Raw genomic sequence first — 24,946 nt, forward strand, 5'->3', positions numbered from 1 at the left:
GGTTCAGGGACGCGTGGCCTGCTCCACGAGTTCGAGGATGTGGACGTAGGGCTTGCCCGTCGCCCTGCCGATGCCGATCTCGCAGGTGCGGTTAAGCGAGGCGTAGGCATCGAAGTGGCGGGAGTTGATCTCCGCGGCTTCCCGCTTCGCGGCCGATGCGTTCAGCTCCGGGTGGAGCATTCCGCGGTCACCGGCGAAGGCGCAGCAGCCCCAGTCCAGCGGTACGTAGGCCTCGTCCGCGATCGCCTCCGCCAAACCCTTGAGCGCGTCGTTCAACCCGAGGTGGGTGGACGAACAGGTGGGATGCAGGGCGATGGAGCCCAGGCGGTGGGTCACCGTCAGGTGCGGCAGGAGCCATTCGTGGGCGAACTTGACCACGTCGACTATCTGAACGGCCTTGAAATCTTCGCTGGAGGATTTCGACTGCATGACGTGGAAGCCCTCGGTGCAGCTGGCCGCGTCCACCACGATAGGAACCGGGCTGCCGGCGAGACGCTCTTCGGCCCGTTTGAGCTGGGTCTCGTATCCTTTCAAGAAACCCTTCGACTTCCACGGGGTACCGCAGCACAGGCTTCCGGTGTTCAGCGTGGTCACCGGCACTCCGGTGCGTTCACACAAAATGGTGAACGCCTTGGGAACACCGCTAGCAAACATGGTCTGGATGCAGGCCGGGAGGTAGAAGGCCACCGGGACCTCCGCGTTCCGGGCTTTGGGGCGCCTACCACCCTTGGGGAGGTCCTTCGAGTACTGGGGCATAACGTCCGGGCTGATGATCTTGCGCGCCACCTTGGTGATACCCGAGGCGACCGGGGCGACGGCGTGCGCTGTGGTCATCGCGACGCTGGCACCTTTCGTGAACGGTCCCCAGGCCTTGGCGGCAGCCCCCCACACTCCACCGAGCACACGGTTGGCCTGCTCGGCGCGCAATCTACGTACCAGGTCGCCGGTGTTGATGTGGAGAGGGCAGACTTCCCCACACATGCCATCGACGGCACAGGTCTGGATCGCGTAGTAGTCGTAGTCCTTGTTGAGATCCTTCAGAAGCTGCTCATCAAGCTGCTTGGAGGCCAGTTCCCGGCGTAGCGCTATCCGTTGCCGCGGAGTGAGGGTGAGTTCGCGGGAGGGGCAGACAGGTTCACAGAAACCACACTCCACGCAGCGGTTCACCTCATCCTCGACGCTGGGCACCAACTTGAGGTTCTTCAGGTAGCCCTGCGGATCGTCAGTCAGCACCACACCCGGGTTCAGGATTCCCGCCGGATCAAACAGGCGCTTGATTTCACGCATCACCTGGTGGAGTTCATCCCCGTACTGGCGAGCTACGAACGGGGCCATGATGCGCCCTGTGCCATGCTCAGCCTTGAGGTTCCCACCGTATCCGATCACCAAATCGACCATGTCCTCGGTGAAGTGGATGTAGCGCTCCATACACGCCGGATCCGTGAAATTCTCGTTGAGCATGAAATGGACGTTGCCGTCCTTGGCGTGGCCGAAGATGACAGAGTTTTCGTACTGGTGCTGCCCGAACAGTTTGATGAGCTCGGTGCAGGTGTCCAGCAGCGTCGGCACGGGCACCACGATGTCTTCGAGCAGGGCGGTCGCACCGGGATTGCGGTGTCCGGCGACCGTGGTGTACAGGCCCTTGCGGATGTGCCACAGTTGGGCGCGTGTGGGTCCATGGTTGGTGGCCTGGGTGGGGCTCGTCAACGGCAAAGAGGCCAGCAAGGGCGCCACGGCTTCGATCTTCCCCTCGACCCCCTCGGCGGTGGCGTCTTGGAGTTCCAGGAGCAACGCGGCCTGGCCGGTCACGTCCAATTCCAGGATTTCTGGAGTGGCTTCAGGAAGTGTCTGCGCCACCCTGAGCGACTGCGCATCCAACAGTTCGATGGCCGCGAAACCGGCGGCCACCAGATCAGGAAGCGCAGCCGTGGCTTCCCGGAGGGTCGGGAAGATCGCCAAGGCTGAGGCCGCGTGGGGTGCCACCGGAATGGTTCGGAAGGTGGCAGAGGCCACGAACCCAAGGGTTCCCTCGGAGCCGATCATCAGGTGCCTTGCTATTTCAAGGGGGGTTTCGAAATCCAGGAAGGAGTTAATCCCGTAACCCATGGTGTTCTTCATCGCGAATTGGCGACGAATGATGTTCACTGAGTCCGGGTTGTCCAGGATCCGTTGACGCAGCTTCACCAGCCCCGATGCAAGTTCGGGTTCAGCCTCGGCGAATTTTCGGGCGGCGTCCGGATCAGCGGTATCGATCCGGGTTCCGGAAGCCAGGACAAATTCCAGTGAATCCAAGGTTGCGTAGGAGTTCTCGGTGGTGCCGCACTGCATGCCAGAGGAATTGTTGGCCACCATGCCGCCGATGGTGCAGGCGATTTCACTTGCCGGATCGGGGCCGAGTTTGTATCCGTACCGGGCCAGGCGAGCATTGACAGCACGAATGGTCTCCCCAGGGGAGACTTTCACTCGACGTCCCTCGTCAAGGATCTGGATCCCGCGGAACCCTCGTCGCGAATCGACGAGGATTCCATCACCGGCGGATTGACCAGACAGGCTGGAACCGCCGGCACGGAAGGTCAGCGGAGAACCCTCACGACGAGCATGAGCAAACAGATCCAGGATGTCGTTGACGCTCTGCGGCCTTGATACCTGCATCGGAGTGAAGGCGTAATGAGAGGCGTCGTGCGCCATAGCGAGACGATCTATCGCTTTGGAAGAAAGCATCGTTGCCATACGGAAGAGACTAATTCCCTCAGACACACCCGAGAGGCAAAATTTAGGTTTCCCTAACCAATCTTTTTCCTGGGTACGGACAGGAACCTCTCCAGCTCAGCCCGTGTCGGGGGATTCGCCCCCTGCCTGGAACAGACCAGCGCAGATGCCCCCGCTCCCCAACGGAGCGCTCTTTCCACATCATCCGGTCGCTTCGCGTACGAAGCGAGGAAACCCGCCATGAAAGTGTCCCCGGCCCCCACAGTGTCGACCAGCTCAACGGCATGGCCAGGAACACGGACCTGCCGTCCATCAGGTTTGATGGCCACAGCCCCATCGGGACCGAGCGTGACGATGCACAGCGCAAGACCGTACTCAATGCACCATGCCTCGGCGTAGGGCAGCGGGTCTGGATCGTCCACGAGCCAGCAGATGTCTTCGTCACTGGCTTTGACGATTCCGCCACTGGCCCCTACAGCAGCAATCAGCTGTTCAACACGCTGGAAATACTCCACGCGATCAGACAGCACGCTCGGGCGTACGTTGATGTCGTAGCTCAGCGACGCAGGGGTAGAACGCACAAAGTTCAGGACGGCCCGCGCGCCTGGCCCGGAGATGGTTCCGATAGATCCGAAGTGCAGCCAGTCATTCTCCCTCAGCTCGGGGAACTCGCCTGCCCGCCAGCCGAAATTCGAGGTGTCCTGGAAGTGGAAGGTGTATGTTGCCCTGCCCTCAGCGTCGAGTGAAACGACCGCTACAGATGTGGGTTCCTCCGTCTTGATCGCCACATCAGTCGCGACACCGTTGTCCTGGAGATAGCGTTCAAGCTGACGACCGAAAGCATCACCTCCCAGCCGCCCCAGAAAGTGGCTGTCCTCCCCGAGCCTCGCAAGCCCAAGAGCCGTGTTCATCGGGCCGCCACCACACAGTGCCGACCAGCGTGTCTCGGCCGAGGACACTTGCTCTCCCGGCAGCAGGTCGATGAGAGCCTCTCCGCACACAACGAAACGCATGTACTTACTCTAGTAGCCCTTCAGAACGACGGGAAGGGAGCTGAGGGTTTGATGGCCAGAGCCCTCAACCCCTGCAACAGCGGCAGGAGCCGGTGCTGCGGGGCAAGCTTCTCCAACTGCTCCAAGCACTCCGTCTGCTGTGCTCCCTGATTGTCGTACCAGCAGATCAGAGACAGCATCGCGAGCACCTCAGAAGCCCGCGCTTCGCTGCACATGCGTCTGGCGTAAGCGATCCTGGGACGTAGTTTGGCCGCACTGTCCCGATCAAGACGAGCCACCACATCCCCAGCCAGCCCGGGATCACCCACCAGAACCGCCAGCTGCGCCCCCTCGACAGGGAGCAGTGGCTCCCCACCAGTCAGCAATCTCTCCATGAGTTCTCTGCGCTGTCTTTGACTAAGCTCAGCAACATACTCAAGGGCTGATTCCGTAAGGAACTCCACCTCTGCGGGATCCCCAGAGGGACGCACCTCGGCGATCACTTCCGCCCGGCTCCGGGCTATTTGGATCCCCAGATAGACAGCCTCAGCGGAGAGAGCCGTCGCGGCAGGATCCCATGCGAAACCCTCGGGAGGCGTCAGCCCCGAAGGCGTGGCAATCCAGTAACGATCCGATGCGGCCACGAGCACATCAGTCACTGCGCCCTTGATCTCGGAGGCAAAACGCACCAATCGCTCACTGTGTTCGCCCGGGTTCTCCGTGTATCCACAGACCACAAAACTGCTGGACTCTAAGGTCCGCGCCGCGGCCTCAACCTGCTCGACCAGAGCGGCTCCGCCCTCGTCAAGCCAGCCCAGGTCTGCGCGCGCACAGAATTCCACATGATTCTCAGATATCCCCAGCACTACGCAGGACTCTGTCGGGTGGAAACCGAGACAAATCCCGGGAACGCAGAGGAGATCCTCGTCGGTGGAGCTGTGCAGGGTGGTTCCAAAAGTGTTCACACCACCGTCATGGGGTGTTGCGCTCCAGATTCTCCATTTTCACTCGAACCGTCACGATTGTTGACAAGCAGGCCGGTATGGTGTGAGCCACCATGAACCTTCCACAGTGGCAGAACGCTCCTCAGCAGATTCCTCCCGCCCGACAGGGACGGGATCCACGGGTGCCCTTTGGCACCCCCACATCCAACACCCTGAACACGCCCACACAGATCGAGGCCTACCAGCAGCCGCGGGGCGGGGCAGCGCGCAGCATACTGATCGGGGTCCTGGCCCTCGCCGTGGTCGCTGCCGTTCTGTTGGGCCTGCAGTCCCTCGGATCAAGCCAAGGTGAGACCGCTGGAGTCCCCAGCAATGTAGCGCCATCCGCGGGCATGTCCTCACTGGGAGCCGAAGAGAGCAAAGCACCCTTCGAAGCAAATGGCGGGGGAACTTTCGAACTCCTCTCCTCCGCCTGGACCAGCGACAACACCGTCAAGGTGCAGGTTCGCATCACCTTGAAAGAGGGCTCGGCGTCCTTTGACATCTATCTGCTGTCAAGCAAGACCATGAAAAGTTACCAACCGACAAACTCCCCATCCATGCGTGTCCGATCCGGACAGCCCACGGAAATCGCCCTCGAGTTCGCTGCGCCGAAAGAGATGAGCACCATCGTTCTCTCAACTGAGAACGGGAACGGTCGGGGTCTGGCTGCGTTGAAGGTCACTCCTTGACAATCATGTCGGACGCCTTGGCCGCCTTCTCGCGTTCCTCCACCGCCTCGGGGTGGTCCTTGGAAAGCATCACCACCCCGTATACCGCCACCGCACCAGAGATGACCATGCCGGCTGCAGGGCCTATCCCCATTCCAGCTCCTTCACCAAGGACAAGCAACCCGAACAGGACAGCGACAAAAGGATCCACCGTAGTCATGGTCCCCACCGTGATCTCCGCGGGACCAGATGCGTAACCCTGCTGGATCATCCAGGCCCCGAGACCGTAGCAGGCGAGCATGTATCCAATGACTGCGAGGGTCGTGGGGTGGAGCAGGTGGAATTCCCCGGACTGAACCATGTTCATGGCGGCCTTCATCATGCCGGACGCCAAGCCGTAGAAAATTGCTCCGACTGATGACCACATCACGGCCTTGGCCCAGGGAGCGGTCTTCTTGGCCGCGAAGAAAGAGAGCGCTGCGCAGATCACGCAAACCGCCACGAAGGACCACGTGATCGGCATGAAACCAAACTGCTTCTTCCCATTCGCGAACAGCGACGAGAACACAGTGAACCCGACCACTCCGACCACGGTCACCAGGACAGCCCGCCATACCTGATAGGAGATCCGATGGCCATGGATACGGGAGGCAAGGACCACTGACCACGGAACCGCCAGAATTCCGACCGGCTGAACGACCGCAACAGGAGCCATGGTCAACGCCCACAAGTGCAGACCAGCTCCGGCAAAAACACAGAGCAGGCCAAGCAGCCACTTGGGAATGAGAAGCAGTTTCAGCATCCCCATCAGGGTGAGACGGTTGGAGGATGCCGTGGCGTTTGGGTCGAACGTGGACTTCACACCGAGGTGCTGCAGAGTAGCTCCACTGGCGAACAGGAAGGAGGAGATCACCTGCAACGTGATGGCAAGGGGAATGCCCACGCGCGTCACCTTTCACTAGTTGACAAGAACTGCAAGGGACACCCTAGTGGGTGATTCCTCCCGAACCATCAGACCTGGGGCTGGTATCCCCCGGGACTCTCAGTCCGCGTAAACCACGACCTTATCCCCAGCACTCACTTGGTCGAACAGAGAAGCGATGGCACCCTTGTCACGCACGTTGACACAACCGTGGGATGCACCGTTGTAGCCGTTCTGGGCGAAGTCAGCGGAGTAGTGAACGGCCTGCCCTCCCGAGAAGAACATGGCATAGGGCATGGGAGTGTGGTAAATCGTCGAGACGTGGTCACGAGACTTCCAACCGACAGAGAAGACCCCGTTACGAGTGGGGGTCTCGTCCGAGCCGAACCGCACAGCGAGCGTCACCTGGACCTGGCCATCGATCACCCAAGCAAGCTTTCGCTGCGCCTTGGAGATACACAGCACCCGCCCTTGGAGGCAGCGGTCATCAAGCGTCATCCCGTTTTCCTCAGGTTTCTGAGTGGGTTTGACGTTGTCCAGCTCGTTTGAGCTAGGTTTGCGGGTCATGGAATTGAGCCGATCCAGCGTGCGCTGATCCACCTCGCCTGTTACAGGAAGCTGTCGTTTGCCCTGAAAACCCTTCACGGACTCGACCGTGGCATCGTCATATTCACCGTTGACGTCCGGAGCATACCAACCGATCTGTTTCAGCCGGGCCTGGGGATCCTTGACGTTGTCCCCCTTGTCACCTTTCGCCATCAAGGCTGGGCCGGGCTTCAGAGCGTTGTTCATCTCCTCCTCGGTGGGTTTCCGGGTCATCGAGGTCAGGTTGTCCATCGTCACCTGATCCACGAAACCGAGAACCGGAAGACCACGCTTGGCCTGAAAACCTTCTACAGCAAGCTTGGTCTTGTCGTCGAAGTTTCCAGAAATTTGCCCCTCGAACCACCCAATCTGGAGGAGCCGGTGCTGAAGTTCCCGAACCTTGTCACCGCTCTCCCCTGGAGAGAGCAGGGCTGCTACGGATGCCGTTGTGGATGGCGTCGGCTGCGGCGTGGAACTGGGGGATTCACTGGGCTCGACCGATGCAGAAGTCGGCTCCGCCGAACTGGGAACGACAGGGCTACTTGCAACTTCACCCGGAGAGTCGCTCGGACTGGTGCTTGCAGGAACTTCCTGAGTACATCCTGAGAGAAATAGAAGCGAAATCACAGGGACGACTGCAAAACGTTTCACCACCGGGCTCCTGTTTGACTTTGGACTCACGTTCCACCTTTGCTAACGGAAATCATCGTACAGCATGAGACTCACATCGTGTAGGTGTTGAGATGCCTTCTCCGTTCAAGATGATCTGGGATGGCTGCCGCCACCAAAGACCAGAATTCCTTGCCGTGGCCGGCATGTTTCAGGTGAGCCAGCTCATGCACGACCACGTACTCGAGAGCGGCTACGGGAAGCCTCACTAAGGCCGTATTGAGAGTGATCGCCCTGGTCCGGTGATTGCACGAACCCCATCTGGTACGCATAGCGCGATATCGGATCAGGGCTGGTTGCGGCACCCCCATGACCGGCACCCACGAGTCGAACAGTGGCCGGGAAACGCGTTCCATTTCACTGCGTCGGAACATGGCGATGGCTCGTTCCCTGGCTACTTCACCCGCCCCCGTAATTATCAGCCGATGGCCGGCAACCCAGGCGCGAGCCCGGTCTCCTCGCCCGCACTCCACGTCGTACCATCTGCCCCACAATCTGACCCTCCCCCCGTCCTCGAGCCGGTCGGCCTCAAGGGCCGTTTCTCGCAGCTGCTCGCGCTTCCGATCTATCCAGGGCCGCTGTTCCCGGATGAACCGACTTATCCGTCCCGACGGAACGCCGAGCGGGGCCGAAACCACCACATTTCCCCCAGGCGGAATGATCCGCAGACGGATATTTTTCATCCGTTTCCAGGTTACCGACACCGCAAGATCATCCACTTGGAGCTGACAGTGTTCCACCATATATGAAACTCATTTCCGTTATCAGGAATCCTGAGGAGCAGGCAACACAGGGCTGCGTCCGCTCAGAGCGGAGAACAACGTCCCCGTCACCACTGCACTGACGAGGATTGCGGAGAGCATGGTCAGCTGGAACATAGCGGCCCCGACGGGGTTGGTGCCTCCGAACAGCGCGCCGATGAAGGCCCCGGGCAGGGTAACCAGGCCTGTGTTGCGAGTCTGGTCGAGGTTCGGAAGCAGGGATTCCCTCACCGCATTACGCCGGAGCCAGGTGGTTGCCTGGGACGGGGTCGCCCCCAGAGCCAGCCAACCTTCCACCTCTCCACGGTGGGCATCGAGAGCAGCCCAGATCCTGCGCGAAGTCAGGGTGACTATGTTCATGGAGTTGCCAATGACGCTGCCGGCAATGGCCACCACATGTTGGGGCGTAGGTGAGATCAACCCGACCAGGAGAGTCAGGAACAAGGAGGACGTTCCTCCCACGACGACAGAGATCACGGCATTGCGCCTGCCGCCGGGCAGCACCTCTGCTCTGGAGGCTCCTGTCCAGGATGCGGTGGAGAGCATCAACGCAATGAACCCCAGCACCAGCCAGGGCCACTGGTTGACGCCGCTCAGCAGCACAGAAATTGCTGCCAACTGCATTGCCGCTCGTAGAACCGCCGTGAAAGGCAACCATCGCAACGCCACCCCGTGCAGCCGCAGCAGAAGAATCGACGTGGCGACGAGTGCCAGAATTCCACCGCCGAACCGCAGCCAGTCCCACACACTCACATCCGGACTGTATCGCCGCTTGCCGTAGTGTCAGAGGCGTATCACGTGTGCGTCTCCGATCTGGTCAAAACGTTCTGGCTGGCAGGTGAGGATGATCGTCTGGACGCTGCCCCCGACACGGTTGAGGACCGCTCCCAGACGCGTCAGGCGATCAGGATCGGCGAACCCGAGGGCGTCATCGATGATCAGGGGCACTCCCTCACCGGGTTGGACGAGCTGCGCGCAGGCCAACCGGCCGAGCAGGGAGAGCTGCTCGCGGGCCCCACTGGACAACGACTGGAAGGGCACCGTCTCGCCGGCCAGGGTGCGGGAGGCGATGTTCAGTTCCGGTGTCACCTCGACCGCCAAATCCGGACCGAAGACGAGCCGCCCCAGGGCCTCGATGCGTTCCCGGAACGGGGCGACGTAGCGCAACTGAGCCTCGGCACGGTGACGGTTCAGCGTCTTTCTGAGCAGGCTCACCGCATCAGCCGCGCGCTGCCGGGAGGCCTGACGCGCCTCCGCCTGTTCCAGCCGGGCACGGGCCTCGGACAGCCTGTCGTAGGTACCCCCGGCGAGCCGGTCGTCGAGCAGCGTGGAGAGCTTGGTCAGTTCCTCATCCAGGTCCCCGCTCTCCTTCGTCAACCGGGTCACCACCGCGCGGGCATTCCCGAGGCGGGAATCCAGGCCGGCTGCATCAGCGAACTCCAGTTCCTTGTCCACGGCGTCCTTTTCGATGACGCACTTCTCGAGGGCGGCGGTGGCCTCGGTCACGGCCTCCCCTATCTTTTCGTCCGGGGTATCGGCCCGAGCTGCCTCGAGCCTGGTCGAGGCGTCATCCCCGCGGGCCTCGAGGTGGCGCAGCTCGGCCTCCTCGCGGATCAGGTCCTCCCGCGCCTGCTGCTGGGTGGCCCGTGCGGATTCCAGCGCCACGCGCGCGCCCGCGGTCCGGACCGCGGCCGCCTCGACGGCCGCGGCGATCCCGGAGCGTTCCTCCTCCACACCCGCCAGTTCCCCAGCGGCCAGGTCCCCCACGGATTCGTCCAGCGCCTCGACACGGGCCCGCAGCTCGGCTTCGTTCTCGTCCCCGAGGATCAGCCGAATGGTCTCGTTGGCGGCTTCCCGTTCCTTCCGGGCCTGGTTGTGTTCCTCCGCCATTGCCCAGGCCGCGGCGACATCCGGGATGCCGTGGCTGACCAACGCCTCGGTCAGAGCGTCCTCAGCCTCGCGGGCCCTGCGTCCCACGTCGTCGGTCCCGTCACCGGGAGAAACCGTGATCCTCATGTAGCCGGGGACCTCGACGACGACCGGGGCCTTGACCGGGATCGGACCGTGGGTTCCGGGTTCGAGGGTTTCTCCGTCCAGGAGGGTCTTGTCCGCCACCTCGATGGCGACCCGGGCAGCCCTGGTCTCCCAGGTCTCCCGGGCGATCCGCGCGGTGACCTCGACTTTCTCCAACATGCGGCAGGCATCCTCGTCGACGGTGTTGGCGTTCAGCACCGCCACCGCATCATGCAGCCGCCGTTCTGCTTCTGCGAGGCGTTCCAGTCGCTCCTTCAGAGCCTCGAGCTCCGCCACGTCACGGGCCTGCCGAATACGGTTGTCGATCTCACGCACTTGGGCCCGGAGGGCTCCTTCCTCCTCCTCCGCGTTCCGGGCCTCCTCGGCGCGGGCCACCAGGGTGTCCTGGGCGTGACTCGCACGTTGTCGTGCCTGCTCGACCCCAGTCAAGGTCTCCGCCAAAGTGGCGTCGAGTTCTCCCATCAGCGCCTTGGCGTCCTCCCGGTCACGGGCCAGCCGCTCCGCGGTTTCCCTGGCCGCGGTGGCCTCCGCGATCTGTTTGGCTGCCCGATCCGCGCGCTGGCGGAGTTCGTCAAGGGCCCTGCTCGACTCGACAAGTTCCGCCTCCTGTTCCCGCGCCTGTTCAAGGCGTTTTCCCTTGGCGTCGCGGGCGGCAACGGCCTCTCCGTGCCTCTCGGTCAAGGAGTCGATCTCCCGACTCACCTTCTCAAGGGCGCGCACCTCTTCGGCCAGGGCCTCCAATTCCTTCTGCCCACGGGCCAGATCCCCGGTCGGTTTTCCCGTCTGCGTGAAGTACCGCAGGTATTCCTTCTCGACGGCCTCCAGGAGGGCATCGTATTCCCCGGTCGAGGGGCCGGCGCCGTCCAGTGCCCTGCGGAGCGCGGGCAGCCGGGCCAGGCTGGCCTGTCCCAAGGAGTTGCCCTGCAGCACCTCTAAAGCCTCGAAAAGCCCCTCATCCGTGGTCTCCGCGACGACCTGGAGGAAGCGCTCGTGCGCATCATCCCCGCTCAGCCTCTCGGGGTTCGGGGCCGTGATGTTCAGCTCGGTCCTCTTCCCTCTGAGCCACTGCTTGTAGTAGGTGAGGCGGTATTCACCGGTGCTAAGCTCCACCTCCACCTCGGGGCCGACATCCCGCCCCACCGGCTGGGTGTCACGCACCTCCTTCCGGAGCGTGGTGGCCTTGTGGATGCGAAGGTGTCGCAGCGCTTCGACGAGGGTGGACTTTCCCACTTCGTTTCGACCCTCGATCACGGTGACCCCGTCGAAGAACTCCAGGGCGCGTTCCGTGGTGCCGCGGTAGTTGCGCAGGGTGATCCGGTGAATCCTCATGCCAGTTCTCCTGAAAACCGGTAGAGCAGGGACAGGGCGTCCCTCGCGGTGGTGCTTTCGGCGCCCAGCCCGACCAGCTCCTGCAAGGCATCAGAGGCGAAGCCGGTCAGTCCCAGATCCGCGAAGTCGTGATCGTCGGGGAGAACCACGAGATCGGTGTGGCGTTTCCACGTGTCAAGCCTGGCGAACAGGGGCCCCAATTCGGTGAGTTCCGCATCGAGTCGCGCGGATTCCCTGACCGACAGGGTGCCTCGCAGTTTCAGCCAGACCGCGGTACATTCCTTGTTGGGCAGTCCCTGCAGGCGAGCGATCAGCCGGTTCACGTCAACGCTGGAGGAGAGGTCTTCCTCCAGCACGGTGAAGCTCCAGCGACCAGTCCGGATCACCTCCACCCGCGGGGAAGCACCGGAGATCTCCACGAGCAGGACGTTGCCGGGGGCGGTCTCGCGGCGGGCGGTCACCTCTGGAGTGCCCGGGTACCAGATCCCGGGGGCCACTTCGGTGAGGGAGTGCCTGTCCCCCAGGACCGCGAAGTGAATCAGACCCTCGCGGATCCGTGCTGCCAGGGCCACATCATCGATGGTGGCCAGCGATTCCCGGTCCGGGTTGAGATCGACCACCGCGCCGTGTCCCACCAGGATCCGGGTCATACCCTCGGCAGGAGGTTCAAGGCCGGCGCAGGCTGCCGCCACGAGATCAACCTCTGGGCGTTTCGAGAACCAGGGGGCTGCCACCACCTCGACCCCGGGCACCAGTTCGAAGGGCTCCGAGCTCCTCGCGACGACGACATGAGAGGGGCACCGATCCTCGAAAGCCCGCGACCGATAGATGGAGGACGCGTCCAGGGGGTCGTGGTTGCCCGGGACCAATAGCACCGGTACCGGACAGGCGCGTAGAGCTTCGAAAGCCCGGAGGAGAATCGAACGGTCAAGTTGGTTCGATTCGAACACGTCACCACCGACCACCACGAAACCAGCATCACGCTGCGCGGCGATCCGACCGATCTCGGCCACGGTATCAAGCCGAGCCTGGTGAAAACGTGCGCGAGCTTCGTCATCCAGGAAATGGGCGGTCATTCCCAGTTGCCAGTCAGCGGTTGCGATGAACCTCATCGGTTCTCCCTTCGTCGCATCTCAGGTATATCAGCCGCCACCGTTGGGCGCTCTTGAAGCCTGGTCGCACTCTTGACCCAGATATCCACGTATGCAATTATCTGCGCATGCATGCAGATAAGCCTGTCATCGATTCGCCCACCCCGGAGCACATTGACCTCGCCGTGGCGGTCTTCTCGATGCTGGCCGAGCCGACGAGGGTGCGCATCATCCTGGCACTGCAGGACCGTGAGCTCTCCGTCGGGCAAATCGCCTAGGCCGTCGACAAGACGCCCACCGCCGTTTCCCAGCATCTCGCCAAGCTGCGGCTGACCCGCATGGTCGCCAGCCGCCAGGAGGGGCAGCGTATCTTCTACAGCCTCACCAACGAGCATGCCCGCCAGTTGGTGGCCGACGCCCTGTTCCAGGCCGAACACGCCGTCGACGAGCATCCGGCGCACCACGGGAGGGCATGATGCTGGCCGCGCTGCGCAACCGCGCCTATGCCCGGTTGTTCGCCGCGCAGGTACTGGCCCTGGTCGGGACGGGACTGCTGACGGTGGCCCTCGGCCTGCTGGCCGTCGATGTCGCGGGGAACGAGGCCGGAATCGTCATGGGCACCGCCCTGACGATCCGCATCATCGCATTCGTGACGATCTCGCCGGTGATGTCCGCCCTGGTGAACCGGTTGCCCCGGACCACGGTGCTGGTCGGCTCCGATGCGGTGCGCGCGACCATGGCGCTGGTCCTGCCGTTCGCCACAGAACCCTGGCAAATCTATCTGCTGATCTTCGGCCTGCAGGCCGCCTCCGCCACCTTCACGCCCACCTTCCAGGCCGTCATCCCGCAGGTCCTGCCAGATGAGGACGAGTACACGGCGGCGTTGTCGTTGTCGCGGCTGGCCTACGATCTGGAGTCGCTGCTCTCCCCCGCCCTGGCGGCCGTCCTGCTGACCGTGATGAGCTACCACAACCTGTTCGCGGGCACCGTGTTCGGTTTTCTGGCCTCGATCGCGCTGGTGCTCTGGGCACGCCCGCCCGCCCCGGTGCCCGATGCCCAGTCCCCCTTCCGGGACCGACTGACCCGCGGGGTTCGCATCTTCCTGCGCACACCGGATCTGCGGGCCCTGCTGGTGCTCAACCTGGTGGTTGCCTGCGGCACGGCGATGGTTCTGGTCAACACCGCCGTGCTGGTGAAGACCCGGCTGGGTGGTGACGACTCCGGGGTGGCGTGGTTGCTGGCCGCCTACGGCGCCGGGTCGATGCTGGTGGCACTTGTCCTTCCCCGGGTCCTGACAAGGCTTCCGGACCTTTCCGCGATGAGGAGCGGGGCCGTTCTGCTTCCCACAGCCCTGGCACTAGCTGCCGCAACCATCTACATGCCGTCGGGGTCAGTCCACTGGCTGGCCCTGGGGCTCATCTGGCTCCTCCTGGGGGCCGCCACGTCACTGATTGCGACACCTTCATCACGCCTGCTCCGCCGTTCGGCCGAAGCGAAGGACCAGCCAGCCGTGTTTGCGGCGCAGTTCTCCCTGAGTCACGCCTGCTATCTGGTTGCCTATCCGACGGCAGGCTGGCTGGGCACATGGTTGTCCCTACCCGCAACCTCGCTCCTGCTGGCTGTCATAGCTGCCGCAGCGACCGTTACCTCCTGGCCACTGGCCCGCTCCAGGCCACCCGAGGGGTCACTTTTGGCAATGCTAACCTTGCGCAAGTGAGTACAGTTCCTGAATCACTTCCCTTCGCACATCGGCCAACCGAAACGGCTCCGGGACACTGGGTGCTGGCTCGCGCGGGCAAACGAGTACTACGGCCCGGGGGATTGGGGCTGACCCGCGCCATGCTCGGACGCTGCTCCCTTGGTGACAAGGACGTGATCGAGTTGGCCCCCGGCCTCGGACGCACCGCGAAGGAAATCCTCTCGGCGGCTCCTAGCTCCTACACAGGAGTTGACGGCGACGCAACGGCAGCGGCGCGCGTCAACGAGGTGGTGAAGTCATCGGGCGGTTCCTGTCTCCAGGGAGATGCCGCGAAAACTGGACTCGACGACGCCTGCGCGGACGCAGTGATCGGCGAAGCCATGCTCACAATGCAGAGCCCGCGCGGAAAGGCGGAGATCGTCACCGAGGCGGCCCGGCTCCTGCGGCCCGGCGGCATTTATGCAATCCACGAGCTGGGATTGACACCGGACGACATCGACCCGGACATCGGATCGGAGATCTCAAAGGCGCTTGCCAGATCCATCCACGTCAACGCCAGGCCCATGACCCTGGCGCAGTGGAGCGAGTTGCTGACCGTCCACGGATTGGTCGTCGAATGGACCAGCACCGCCCCAATGTCCCTGTTGAAACTGGGCCGCAACTTCGCGGACGAGGGAGTCACCGGGGTGTTGCGCATAGCGAAAAACCTGATCGTCCAGCCCGACCTACGTCGCAGGGTCATGTCCATGCGGCGGACCTTCACCACATATGAATCATCAATGCGCGGGGTCGCGCTGGTGGCCCGCAAACCCTCCTGAACCCGAAAGGAAAACATGACCGCCAATCCCACCCTGAGCTACGTCCACGGCATGGCCCCCATGATCGAGATCAACGAGGACGCCACCGTTTCCCGCACCATCATGAAAGCGGAGACCTGCCGCGTGGTGCTGTTCTCCTTCGACAAGGATCAGGCCCTGAGCGAACACACCGCCGCGATGCCCGCCGTGGTCCAGGTCCTCGAGGGCCGGCTACGCATTGACGCCGATGGGCAGAGCGTCGAGCTCGTCCCCGGGGATATCCTGCACTTCGGCACTCGCCTCCCCCACGCCGTCCTCGCCCTGGAACCCAGCAAGATGCTGCTGCTGATGCTTGACCCCAACGAGAAGGGCGACAAGAAGGAGAAGTGACCTCCAGTCAGAAGAGCGCTTGGTCCTGTTGGTCCCCCGGTGTCTCATCGGGAGACCAGAACAGGAGCGAATCAGTGAAACCCGAGATCACCGAGATGAACGCCGCGGGCTGTTCGACCCACGGATAGTGCCCACAGTCATCGATCGCCACGAACTCACCTCGGGCACAAACATCGGACAACGCACGCACCGGTGAGCAGCCGACCAAGGCGTCCTCGCTCCCTGCGATGCTCAGGACGGGAACCTCGATCTGGCCGAGCCGGTCGAGCAGATCGCCAGGGGGCTCGGCCCCCAGATAGGCCAGGGCCACCTCCAGTCGGCATTCCCCTACCTTCGAGTGGGCCTGCTCCGTCTCCCCCCAGTGGGCGTACCCCGCCGGGGCGATCGCCCGTTGCCACTGATTGAACGTCGGTTCGTCACGGTAGGTCCTGGGGCCGGTGACGACCCGCCACGCGTCACGGAAGGCCTCTTCTTTCATGCGCCGCTCCGCGATTTCCTGCCTGTCGGAGACGGCGCGAACCAGCCAGTCAACGGCCGGGGTGATCAGCACGAGGCCCTTGACCCGCGAGGGATTCTGCTGAAGGTACCGAACGGCGATCCGGGCCCCCGCCGAGTGAGCCAGCACCAGTTTGGGTCCGCCCCCGAGCGCCTGATCGAGCAGGGCGATATCCTCGGCCTGCCCCACCCAGGTGGCGCGTCCAGGCTCCTGCGTGACGGGAGATTTCCCCACTCCCCGCAGGTGCGGCAGGACCAGCCGGTTGCTCCCACAGAGCCCAGCCAGGTCGCACAGGTAGGCGGGATGGCGGGCGGGCCCACCGGCTAGCACGATCGCCGGCTCAGCATCGGCCGGGCCGATCTCATCGAACCACAGTTCGGTCCCGTCAGCACCTCTATAAAAGGTCATGATGCGACCCTATGCCTCTTCCTCAAGACCCTGGGGCACCCCTCAGTTCTCCCGGAACACCCGAGCTAGGGCGGACAAGCCACGGTTCATGTATTCCTCCAAAGAACTCGATGCCCCACCCTGCTGCCAGCTCAAGACGGCGGACAGCATCCCGTTCACCAGCGCCGCCACTATGAATCGCGCCTCCATCTCGTCGTAACGCCCTCCCGTCACGACGGCCTCAACCGCCTTCTCCGAGAGTTTCGTCAGGTACAACCCGACAGCCACCCGGATACCCTCGTGCGACGCCCACAGCTTCGTCCTGGCCAGGGTGATGTCGCGGTCGTGGTGGAAGTGTTCCTCGATAACGCCACCAATGCCCTTGTTGAGAGCATCCAGGATCGTCGCCCCGGCTTCGAGCTCCGCCAGTATCGTCCCGAAGACCGCGTCGTCGTACTCGTCCCGGAACACGAGCCCTTCCTTGGTTCCGAAATAGCGGTAGATGCTCGACTGCGACACATCGGCCGCTTCGGCCACCTGTTCGACCGTGACGTTGTCGAAGCCCTTCTCCTCGAACAAAGCGAAAGCCGTGTGCTGGATGTGCCGCATGGCGGCCTGTTTCTTGCGCTGTCTGAGTCCTACCACCGCGTCCCCTTCCCCGTCCTGGTCCACGATCCTGCCATAGGTCGGCACCGCAGCCGGGGAGGTGTACCATCACCATATGAGACAGTTACTTTCAATTGATACTGACTTTCCCATTGTGTTGGAGGATGCGACCAAGCGTTTCGGCAGCGTCCAGGCGCTCGCAGGCCTCGACCTGAGGGTCCGGCGCGGCACCGTGCACGGTTTCCTCGGGCCGAACGGCGCGGGAAAGTCGACCACGATCCGGGCCCTTCTGGGCCAGATCCGCCTGAACGGCGGCAGGGCCGCGGTGTTCGGGGCCGACCCCTGGCGCGCCGCCCCGCTGATCCACGAGCACATCGCCTACGTTCCCGGCGACACTGTCCTGTGGCCCGGGCTCACGGGCGGCGAGTGCATCGACCTGATGGGGCATCTCCAGGGCAGCCAGGACCGGAGCCGACGCGACCAGCTGATCGAACGCTTCGAACTCGATCCCCGGCGCCGGGTCGGCGGTTATTCCAAAGGCAACAGGCAGAAGGTGGCCTTGATCTCGGCTCTGGCGACTCGGGCCTCCCTGCTGCTGCTGGACGAGCCGACCTCCGGCTTGGACCCAGTGATGGAACGCCGTTTCGTGGAGACGATCCGAGAGATCGCTGCCGAGGGCCGCACGATCCTGTTGAGCAGCCACATCATGAGCGAGGTGGAATTGCTCTGTCACGAGGTGACGATCATCCGAGCCGGGCGCGCCATCGTCACCGACTCCCTCGACAACCTCAGGGACCATGCCCATGTGCGCATCGGGGCGCGGCTCGATCGTCCATTGCCCGACGGAATCCTCCCGGAGGGAACGGTGCATGCAACGAACGACGACCCGCTGCGGCTGGATCTCTCGGTGCCACCCGATGACGTGATGCCAGTCGTCTCCGCGCTCGTGTCATCGGCTCCCCACGGGTTGACCATAACCCCTGCGAACCTGGACGACCTGTTCTGGCAGCGCTACGAGGGGAACCTCCGATGAGGTGCGCGTCGGGGATGTGGGCCCTGCTCAGGATGCAGTGGCGCACCGCATGGCTCTGGTTGCTCCTGTCCCCCACCCTGCTGGCGGCCCTGGTCGTCGCCATCGCTTCCGGGGTGAAGGATCTGTACGGCGAGGAGACCGAACGGACGATCTATGCGGCGACCATGGGGGCCTCTCCCGCTCAGATCACCATGAACGGTCGTGGGTACGACCTTGACGTTCTGGGCGGTATCGCCGCTTATGAGGTCGGTTTCATGGGACAGTTGCTCCTTCCCCTGAGCGGTGTGCTGCTGGCCGTCCGCCTCACCCGCACCCCTGAGTTCACTGGTGTGCTGGAGCTGCTGACCTCCACCCGCATCCACAGGACCGCGGTACCGGTCGCGGCGTTTATGTCTCTAATCATTTCGTGGGCGGTGTTCGGCCTGGGGTGCTGGTCGGGCTTGGTGATGTTGGAATACCCGGCGACGAGCAGCGCCAGTTATTCGCTGGCCATGACCGGGTTCGTCCTGGCCTGGTCCGGGGTGGGTTTGCTGACCGCCCAGGTGGCCAGTACACCGCGAGCCGCGAATGGTCTGGGTCTTCTGCTGGCCCTTGCCGGCTACTTGGTCAGGATGATCGTGGACTCGCAGAACTGGCCCGGGGTCTGGGTCTCCCCGATGAGCTGGGTGGTCGAGGTCCACCCCTGGAACGACCTGCACTGGCCGCCTCTGCTTTCGCTGTTGTTGCTGGCCGCAGGATGTGCGGTCGCCGCCGCGCTGGGAGCGGCCAATCGCGACCTCGGCTCCGGGCTGCTTCCCACCCGGCTCGGCCGCCCCGGGGCGGGGCGTCTGCTTTCCCGACCTGCGGGGCTCGCCTGGCGTTCCACACGCGGGGCGGTACTGGGCTGGCTGCTGGGATCGGTGATCTGGGCCACAATTCTGGGATTGATGACCGACGACTTCGCCAGCACGATCGCGGCAAATCCCGGTCTGCTCGCGGCCTTCGGTGGGAAAGCAGACGACCTGGCCCCGCAGATCGGTCTACTGCTCGCCTCGGTCTTGGCTGCCGCCGCCGGGCTTGCCGTGACTTTGAGGTTCGCCGCGGAGGAGTCCCAGGCCCGTTTCGGGTTGTTGCTGTCCGGCAGGATCAGCCGGTGGGGTTGGTGGTTCGGGTGGCATGTTCTGGCGTTATTCGTGACCGCCATGGTGCTGCTGCTCTCAGCCGCCACGCTCGGGCTGTGTCAGTGGTGGGCGACGGGCGATTCTGCGGCGTTGAGTGACGACCTGGCCGCGGGTTCCGCTTTCCTGGCCCCTGCACTCGCCATGGTGGGGTTCGGTTCCCTGCTCGTCGGGGTGGCTCCGCAATCGGGTTTCCTGTCCTGGGGGTTTCCCATCTGGACATTGGTCGTCGGGATGCTCGCGGAGATTTTGCAGCTGCCCGGTTGGGCACGACGGTTCTCCCCCCTCGATTGGGTTGGTCAGCTCCCGGGTGATGAGGCAGATGGTCTCGCGGTGCTGCTGCTGGCCACGGGCGCCGCGGTCGCGGTCCTGATCGGAGGGTACGCGCTCGACCGCCGTGATCTGCTTCGTGGTTGAAAGGTCAGGCTTGCTCAAACGCACGGTGCCGCGCTCCAGGAACGGGCACGGTTTCCTCTGGATCTCTGGCTTTGACCGTCTCCAAGTGGAACAATTGAGTGATGCACACGCTCCCGGCATCAGCGACGAGACCGACCTCCTTGGTTTCCCCACGCCCACTCTCCGTGGTCGATCTGTTCCGCGTGGGCATCGGCCCCTCCTCCTCCCACACGGTTGGACCGATGCGCGCCGGGGTGGCCTTCGTCTCGGAATTGGCAGGTTCGCCGCGAGCCAATGAGGTCAGACGCATCACTATCGACTTGTTCGGTTCTTTGGGGGCCACGGGCCGCGGTCACAGCACCGACCGGGCTGTCCTGCTGGGTCTCGCAGGTCACGCCCCCGAGACCGTGTCGATTCCCGAGGTCGAATCCCTGCTGCCGGCCTTGGCCGACTCGGGCCGGCTGCCCCTGGCCGGGATCGCACAGGTACCGTTCGACATCACCAAGGACATGCGTTTCATCCCCAGGACGGTGCTGCCCTACCACGTCAATGCCTTGACGATCACCGCCTGCAACGCAGTCGGCGAAGTGCTGCTGCGCCGCACCTACTACTCGATAGGTGGCGGGTTCGTTATGGAGCAGACCAATGACGACCCTCAGGCCCCGCTGGTGCGTCCCTTGGATCGGGCGGTCTCGGACGAGGATTCTCCGCAGCCCGATCTTCCCCACCCTTTCAACAAGGCCATGGAATTGTTGAACGCCTGCGACAGGTCCGGTCTGTCGATTGCCCAGCTGGTCTACGAAAACGAGACCGCCATGCGACCCGAAGAAGAAGTGGATGCCTACCTCGACCTCGTCGCAAACACGATGTTCGACTGCATCGACGCCGGACTTCAGGAGTATGGAATCCTTCCGGGCGGCCTCAACGTGTTACGCCGCGCCGGAACCCTGGCGAAGCGGCTGCGAGAACGTGAGGCCTGCCAGCCCCGCGAACTCCCGGATTCCATGGAGTGGGCCGCCACCTACGCGGATCCGATGCGGTCCATGGACTGGGTGAATCTCTACGCCTTGGCGGTCAACGAGGAGAATGCGGCCGGTCATCGCGTGGTCACCGCCCCGACGAACGGTGCAGCCGGCGTGATCCCTGCCGTCATCGGGTTCTTGACCTGCTACTGCCCGGAGGCCGGTGTGCCTTTCGGGATGTTCACCCCCCTCGACCAGGATGGCCGTTTTCCTTTCCGCCTTTCCCCTGCGGACCGGGAGGGGAACAGCACGAAGCGACGCAGGGCAGTGCATCGTTTCCTGTTAGCCGGCGCCGCCGTCGGTTCCCTCATCAAGACGAACGCATCCATCGCAGGAGCGGAGGTCGGCTGCCAAGGCGAGGTGGGTTCAGCCTCAGCCATGGCAGCCGCGGGTCTCGCGCAAGCCTTGGGAGGCACACCCCGCCAGGTGGAAAATGCGGCGGAGATCGCTATGGAGCATTCACTGGGCCTCACCTGCGACCCGGTCGCCGGACTAGTACAAGTTCCATGTATCGAACGAAACGCCATCGCCGCCAGCAAAGCCATCAACGCCGCCCGCATGGCTATGTGGGGGGATGGACGCCACACCGTGAGCCTGGACGTCGTGATCGAGACGATGCGCCAGACCGGCAAAGACATGCTCTCGAAGTACAAGGAGACTTCGGAGGGAGGGCTGGCCGTCAACGTCGTGGAGTGCTGAAACGCACCCTCCGGGCCATGTCGAGCGCTCGGGAGAGCGAAAATGTGGTCCTGGGTGGATGATAGGGCTCATGACGCGTGCACGATCCAATTCCCCCGCGACGAAAGGCCCGGCTTCTTCCCGGGTTGGGAGACTACTCCCCGGGTGTGCGGTGTGCTTGGCCGCTGCCGGAATCGGCTACGGAATCAACCTATTCCTGCCTAGTGTCAGCGCGTTGATCATCGCGATCGTGCTGGGGGTACTCCTGACCAATGTCGTCCGCATCCCGGAGGCCCTCTCCCCCGGTATTGATTTCTCGGCGAAAAAGCTACTGCGCGCGGGGATCATCCTTCTCGGGCTCAAGTTGTCGTTGACCAGCATCATCGACCTGGGTGTGCCGATGCTGCTGGTGGTCGCGTGCATAGTCACGGGCGGAATGCTGGGAACGGTTCTGCTGGGAAGGCTGCTGCGGGTTCCTCCGACCCTCTCCTTGCTGATCGCCTGCGGATTCTCCATCTGCGGGGCCGCCGCCGTGGCGGGGGCCGCCGGGGTCACCGACCCGAACGACGAGGCCGAGGAGGACACCATCACGGCGGTGGCGCTGGTAGTGATCTTCGGAACCCTGATGATTCCCCTCGTGCCGCTCGTGGCGGGCCTGCTCGGCCTGGATGTCGTGACCGCCGGGAAGTGGGCGGGCGGCTCCACCCACGAGATCGCCCAGGTGGTGGCGATCGGGGGTGTGATCGGCGGTGGGGCGCTGGCCGTCGCGGTCGTCGTCAAACTCGCTCGTGTGCTGTTGCTGGCGCCCGTGATCGCGGTCCTGAGTTTCCGGCAGCGCCGGCTTCAACGATCGGAGGTGCCCGGGCGGCGGGCGTCGCGCACGAAACTTCCCCCGATCGTGCCGCCTTTCATCCTCGGGTTCCTGGCGATGGTGCTGCTGCGTTCCTTCGTGGCGTTGCCTGGGACGGCGCTGGGCGCCGGTGAGACGTTGCAGGTCCTGCTGCTGGCGGCCGCCATGTTCGGGCTGGGGTGCGGGGTGAGGGTCAGGAACCTCCTGAAGGTCGGCCTGCGCCCCTTTGTCCTGGCGGCCGCATCGACGCTGCTGGTCGCGGTGATCGCCCACACCGGGGTCGCGCTGACCGGCTGAGACCAAGCTGACCATCGCGTGACGATCACGGGAATCGTCCCCCCAGTGGCCATGCTCTGGCTGGAGGCTCTGGAGTTGAACACGCACGACCTGTCCTCCTTGGAGGTCATCCAGGTCGGCGGGGCCAAGCTGTCAGAGGAAGTGGCCAGAAGAATCACCCCCTCCTTCAACTGCCGACTGCAACAGGTTTTCGGCATGGCTGAGGGGTTGGTCAACTACACGCGGTTCAGCGACTCCGACGAATTGGTTGTCACTACCCAGGGGAGGCCAATCAGTCCGGATGACGAGATCCTGATCGTCGATGACAACGATGTTCCCGTCCCGCCCGGGGAGTCAGGACATCTGTTGACCCGTGGCCCCTACACGATCCGCGGCTATCTGGCCTCCCCCGAACACAATGCCAAGGCCTTCACCCGGGAGGGGTTCTACCGGACCGGGGACATCGTGCGGATGGTTGGGCCCAACCTGCAGGTGACAGGACGTTCCAAGGACCAGATCAATCGGGGCGGGGAGAAGATCGCTCCCGAGGAGGTGGAGAATCTGTTGCTTTCCCACCCGAGCATTCTTGAGGTCTGCGTCGTGGGGATCCCTGATCAACTTCTGGGAGAGCGGATCAAGGCGCATGTCGTCCTGAAGGAGGGGCACGACGTCGATGTCCGGGAGCTCAGAAGGCACCTCTTGGACAAGGGCATCGCGTCCTTCAAGATGCCGGACATCTTTCAGTTCAACAACGAACTACCACGTACCGCGATCGGCAAGACGGCGAGCATGAAGTTGCGCCAAGAGGAGGTTTCAACGAGCGTGGAACAACGCTGAGGGCGTTGTTCACGGGGCTCGGGCGGCTGCTCTTTTCGGTGTCGGCGTCGCCCTCCTCGCTGTTGCTCACACCGGGGCCGAGGCCTGCGGAGGAGCCGTGTCGAGCCCCCTGGGGATTCCCGCTCAACTGGAGTTCCAGCACCGAGCGCCAGGGGTCTCGACACGCACGGCGCGCTGACGCGCGTCGTCCGGCTCGACCAGCGGAGAGGAAGGTCGTGAATGACACCTTGAAGAGAGCGGACGAGCCGACCACATCATCATCCGATTTCGTTCGTGATCTCCTGGGCACGGGCGTGGCGCGCACCCCATGGGAACAACAAGGAGATGGCCACCCCGAGAAGACACACACCGGCAAAGGTGACGAAGACCGAGCCGGCTCCCCCCTGCAGACCACTCCCTCGCGGGATGTGGGCCAACAGCCAAGAGCCGATCAACGGCGCGGTGATGGCACCGAGACGTCCCACCCCCAGGGTGCGCCCCAGACTCGCTGCCCGACTCTGCGCGGGAACAATCTCGGCTACGAGGGCATTGACGAGGTTCTGTGTCGTCGGGGCAACCATGCCGAGCACAGTGACGAGCACCATCAGCCCTGCCCCCGAGACCAACCCGCTGGGTATGAGGATCAGCATCGCAGCACAGATGAGTCCTGCGCAGCCCAAGGTTCTCAGGGATCCGAGTCGCGTCGCCACGAATCCAGTGGACAGGGAGCCGATGACACCACCTGCGTTCAGCACGAGCGCCAACTGCAGGGCACCTTCAAGGGGTACCCGGAGTTCGGTCATCAGTTGAGGAAGCCAAGTCACAAGGCCGTAGAAGGTGAGGAGGAAGCAGAACGTGGCCAGGCATCCAACAGCAACGACAAACCGAAAGGGGGAGGGACAAGTCGACCCTGCCTCGGTGTCGCAGCTCCATCACCGTGGGCGGTGACCCGCTCAGCGAACATTGAGACGAAGGGGAGCAGGAGCACACCAAGCAACGCCCCCACACCGAACAGGCCACGCCACCCCAACGTCCCTGCCCCGAGATAAGTGAACGAGCTGGCCACGATCCCGCCCAAGGGGATACCTGCCATCACGGCCGAAATGGCAAACGGGCCCGACCGCGAAGTGGCACTCTGCCGCGTCATGGCCATGCAGGCGGGCATGACGGCACCCAGTCCCCAACCCGCCAGGAGGCGCAGGAAGCCAAGTGCCCAAGGCTGATGGGCCAGTGCGGCTCCGGCCATGGCCAACGAGAAGCACCCGATCCCGAGCATGAGCATGTTTCTGACCCCGAGACGTCGCACCAGAAGGCCCACGCTGAGGCCTCCCAGCAACATGCCGACGAATACGGCTGAACCGACCACACCTGCCGCCCCCACGCTGAGCCCCAGCCCTGCATCCTTGAGCATGATCGGGAGGGTGTTGCCATAGATCACAAGGTCGTACCCCTCGACGATCATGACGGTTGCAGCCATCGCCACCGCGCCCCAGTCGACTTCTCGACCTTTGGAATCCATGACAAACCCTCCTCGAGAGCACCGAAAAAACAGCAGATTGACGATCAGGATTTAGGTTAGCCTAACCTGCCACCTGCT

Annotated in this window: 24 protein-coding genes and 1 pseudogene; 11 read left to right on the forward strand and 14 right to left on the reverse strand. The window is 63.6% G+C overall.

Annotated elements, in window-relative coordinates; genetic code table 11:
- Positions 1-3 precede the first annotated feature (3 nt).
- The 3 genes from V7R84_RS02935 to V7R84_RS02945 are packed head-to-tail and all read right to left on the reverse strand — an operon-like array spanning position 4 to position 4,666.
- Positions 4-2,730: an FAD-binding and (Fe-S)-binding domain-containing protein gene (locus tag V7R84_RS02935; protein WP_338571860.1), complete on the reverse strand. Its 2,727-nt coding sequence runs from the start codon at positions 2,728-2,730 to the stop codon at positions 4-6.
- 53 nt (positions 2,731-2,783) lie between these two features.
- Complete coding sequence (locus V7R84_RS02940) at positions 2,784-3,722, reverse strand: carbohydrate kinase (protein WP_338571862.1); 939 nt, start codon at positions 3,720-3,722, stop codon at positions 2,784-2,786.
- Between the two features lie 20 nt (positions 3,723-3,742).
- A complete protein-coding gene (locus V7R84_RS02945) occupies positions 3,743-4,666 on the reverse strand; it encodes a DUF4192 domain-containing protein (RefSeq protein ID WP_338571864.1) in 924 nt (307 codons plus the stop codon).
- 92 nt (positions 4,667-4,758) lie between these two features.
- Here V7R84_RS02945 and V7R84_RS02950 point away from each other — a divergent pair, with 92 nt between their 5' ends.
- Complete coding sequence (locus V7R84_RS02950) at positions 4,759-5,376, forward strand: hypothetical protein (protein ID WP_338571867.1); 618 nt, start codon at positions 4,759-4,761, stop codon at positions 5,374-5,376.
- Here V7R84_RS02950 and V7R84_RS02955 read toward each other — a convergent pair.
- The 7 genes and pseudogenes from V7R84_RS02955 to V7R84_RS02985 all read right to left on the reverse strand — a co-directional run bounded on the left by V7R84_RS02955 (position 5,366) and on the right by V7R84_RS02985 (position 12,767).
- Positions 5,366-6,298: a hypothetical protein gene (locus V7R84_RS02955; protein ID WP_338571869.1), complete on the reverse strand. Its 933-nt coding sequence runs from the start codon at positions 6,296-6,298 to the stop codon at positions 5,366-5,368. The genes V7R84_RS02950 and V7R84_RS02955 overlap by 11 nt on opposite strands.
- A gap of 99 nt (positions 6,299-6,397) precedes the next feature.
- The gene (locus tag V7R84_RS02960) at positions 6,398-7,114 is read right to left on the reverse strand and encodes a L,D-transpeptidase family protein (RefSeq protein ID WP_338573803.1); all 717 of its coding nucleotides are present in this window, start codon (positions 7,112-7,114) and stop codon (positions 6,398-6,400) included.
- Positions 7,115-7,120: 6 nt separating this feature from the next.
- Positions 7,121-7,543 (reverse strand): annotated as a pseudogene (locus tag V7R84_RS02965) (peptidoglycan-binding protein); the annotation flags it as partial.
- A gap of 41 nt (positions 7,544-7,584) precedes the next feature.
- A complete protein-coding gene (locus V7R84_RS02970; protein WP_338571872.1) occupies positions 7,585-8,214 on the reverse strand; it encodes a SprT family zinc-dependent metalloprotease in 630 nt (209 codons plus the stop codon).
- A gap of 81 nt (positions 8,215-8,295) precedes the next feature.
- Positions 8,296-9,045: an ABC transporter permease gene (locus tag V7R84_RS02975; protein WP_338571874.1), complete on the reverse strand. Its 750-nt coding sequence runs from the start codon at positions 9,043-9,045 to the stop codon at positions 8,296-8,298.
- A gap of 30 nt (positions 9,046-9,075) precedes the next feature.
- Positions 9,076-11,655 (reverse strand): ATP-binding protein, encoded by a 2,580-nt coding sequence (locus V7R84_RS02980; protein ID WP_338571875.1) that lies wholly within the window; start codon positions 11,653-11,655, stop codon positions 9,076-9,078.
- On the reverse strand, positions 11,652-12,767 hold the full coding sequence (locus V7R84_RS02985; protein WP_338571877.1) for a metallophosphoesterase family protein: 1,116 nt from the start codon (positions 12,765-12,767) through the stop codon (positions 11,652-11,654). Before V7R84_RS02985 ends, V7R84_RS02980 begins: the two co-directional genes overlap by 4 nt.
- Positions 12,768-12,874: 107 nt before the next feature.
- On the opposite strand from V7R84_RS02985, the gene V7R84_RS02990 reads away from it, so the two are divergent.
- Genes V7R84_RS02990 through V7R84_RS03010 form a run of 5 tightly spaced genes read left to right on the forward strand, consistent with a single transcriptional unit; the run spans position 12,875 to position 15,632 of the window.
- Positions 12,875-13,024 carry an ArsR family transcriptional regulator gene (locus tag V7R84_RS02990; RefSeq protein WP_338571880.1) on the forward strand — a complete coding sequence of 50 codons (150 nt, stop codon included), beginning with the start codon at positions 12,875-12,877 and terminating at the stop codon, positions 13,022-13,024.
- A 60-nt stretch (positions 13,025-13,084) separates the two neighbouring features.
- Positions 13,085-13,222 (forward strand): hypothetical protein, encoded by a 138-nt coding sequence (locus V7R84_RS02995; RefSeq protein WP_338571882.1) that lies wholly within the window; start codon positions 13,085-13,087, stop codon positions 13,220-13,222.
- Complete coding sequence (locus tag V7R84_RS03000; protein ID WP_338571884.1) at positions 13,219-14,463, forward strand: MFS transporter; 1,245 nt, start codon at positions 13,219-13,221, stop codon at positions 14,461-14,463. The genes V7R84_RS02995 and V7R84_RS03000 overlap by 4 nt, the downstream gene beginning before the upstream one ends.
- Positions 14,460-15,263: a class I SAM-dependent methyltransferase gene (locus V7R84_RS03005; RefSeq protein WP_338571886.1), complete on the forward strand. Its 804-nt coding sequence runs from the start codon at positions 14,460-14,462 to the stop codon at positions 15,261-15,263. The genes V7R84_RS03000 and V7R84_RS03005 overlap by 4 nt, the downstream gene beginning before the upstream one ends.
- 15 nt (positions 15,264-15,278) lie before the next feature.
- On the forward strand, positions 15,279-15,632 hold the full coding sequence (locus V7R84_RS03010) for a cupin domain-containing protein (RefSeq protein ID WP_338571888.1): 354 nt from the start codon (positions 15,279-15,281) through the stop codon (positions 15,630-15,632).
- A gap of 7 nt (positions 15,633-15,639) precedes the next feature.
- Here the strand turns inward: V7R84_RS03010 and V7R84_RS03015 are convergent, their stop codons facing one another.
- A complete protein-coding gene (locus V7R84_RS03015; protein WP_338571891.1) occupies positions 15,640-16,536 on the reverse strand; it encodes an alpha/beta hydrolase in 897 nt (298 codons plus the stop codon).
- Positions 16,537-16,578: 42 nt separating this feature from the next.
- Positions 16,579-17,160, reverse strand: coding sequence for a helix-turn-helix domain-containing protein (locus tag V7R84_RS03020; RefSeq protein WP_338571893.1), 582 nt, complete (start codon positions 17,158-17,160; stop codon positions 16,579-16,581).
- Between the two features lie 76 nt (positions 17,161-17,236).
- On the opposite strand from V7R84_RS03020, the gene V7R84_RS03025 reads away from it, so the two are divergent.
- From V7R84_RS03025 to V7R84_RS03045, 5 genes are all read left to right on the forward strand, one after another.
- The gene (locus V7R84_RS03025) at positions 17,237-18,154 is read left to right on the forward strand and encodes an ABC transporter ATP-binding protein (protein ID WP_338571896.1); all 918 of its coding nucleotides are present in this window, start codon (positions 17,237-17,239) and stop codon (positions 18,152-18,154) included.
- Positions 18,151-19,728, forward strand: a complete 1,578-nt coding sequence (locus tag V7R84_RS03030; protein ID WP_338571899.1) for a hypothetical protein — start codon at positions 18,151-18,153, stop codon at positions 19,726-19,728. Before V7R84_RS03025 ends, V7R84_RS03030 begins: the two co-directional genes overlap by 4 nt.
- A gap of 101 nt (positions 19,729-19,829) precedes the next feature.
- Positions 19,830-21,428, forward strand: coding sequence for an L-serine ammonia-lyase, iron-sulfur-dependent, subunit alpha (locus V7R84_RS03035; RefSeq protein ID WP_338571900.1), 1,599 nt, complete (start codon positions 19,830-19,832; stop codon positions 21,426-21,428).
- 70 nt (positions 21,429-21,498) lie between these two features.
- The gene (locus V7R84_RS03040) at positions 21,499-22,554 is read left to right on the forward strand and encodes a YeiH family protein (protein WP_338571901.1); all 1,056 of its coding nucleotides are present in this window, start codon (positions 21,499-21,501) and stop codon (positions 22,552-22,554) included.
- Positions 22,555-22,572: 18 nt separating this feature from the next.
- Complete coding sequence (locus V7R84_RS03045; protein ID WP_338571904.1) at positions 22,573-23,370, forward strand: AMP-binding protein; 798 nt, start codon at positions 22,573-22,575, stop codon at positions 23,368-23,370.
- Positions 23,371-23,627: 257 nt separating this feature from the next.
- Here V7R84_RS03045 and V7R84_RS03050 read toward each other — a convergent pair whose 3' ends face one another.
- On the reverse strand, positions 23,628-24,173 hold the full coding sequence (locus V7R84_RS03050) for an MFS transporter (RefSeq protein WP_338571906.1): 546 nt from the start codon (positions 24,171-24,173) through the stop codon (positions 23,628-23,630).
- Positions 24,170-24,868: an MFS transporter gene (locus tag V7R84_RS03055; RefSeq protein ID WP_338571908.1), complete on the reverse strand. Its 699-nt coding sequence runs from the start codon at positions 24,866-24,868 to the stop codon at positions 24,170-24,172. The genes V7R84_RS03050 and V7R84_RS03055 overlap by 4 nt, the downstream gene beginning before the upstream one ends.
- Positions 24,869-24,946: the final 78 nt, after the last annotated feature.

Source organism: Arachnia propionica, assembly GCF_037055325.1.
GTDB lineage: Bacteria > Actinomycetota > Actinomycetes > Propionibacteriales > Propionibacteriaceae > Arachnia.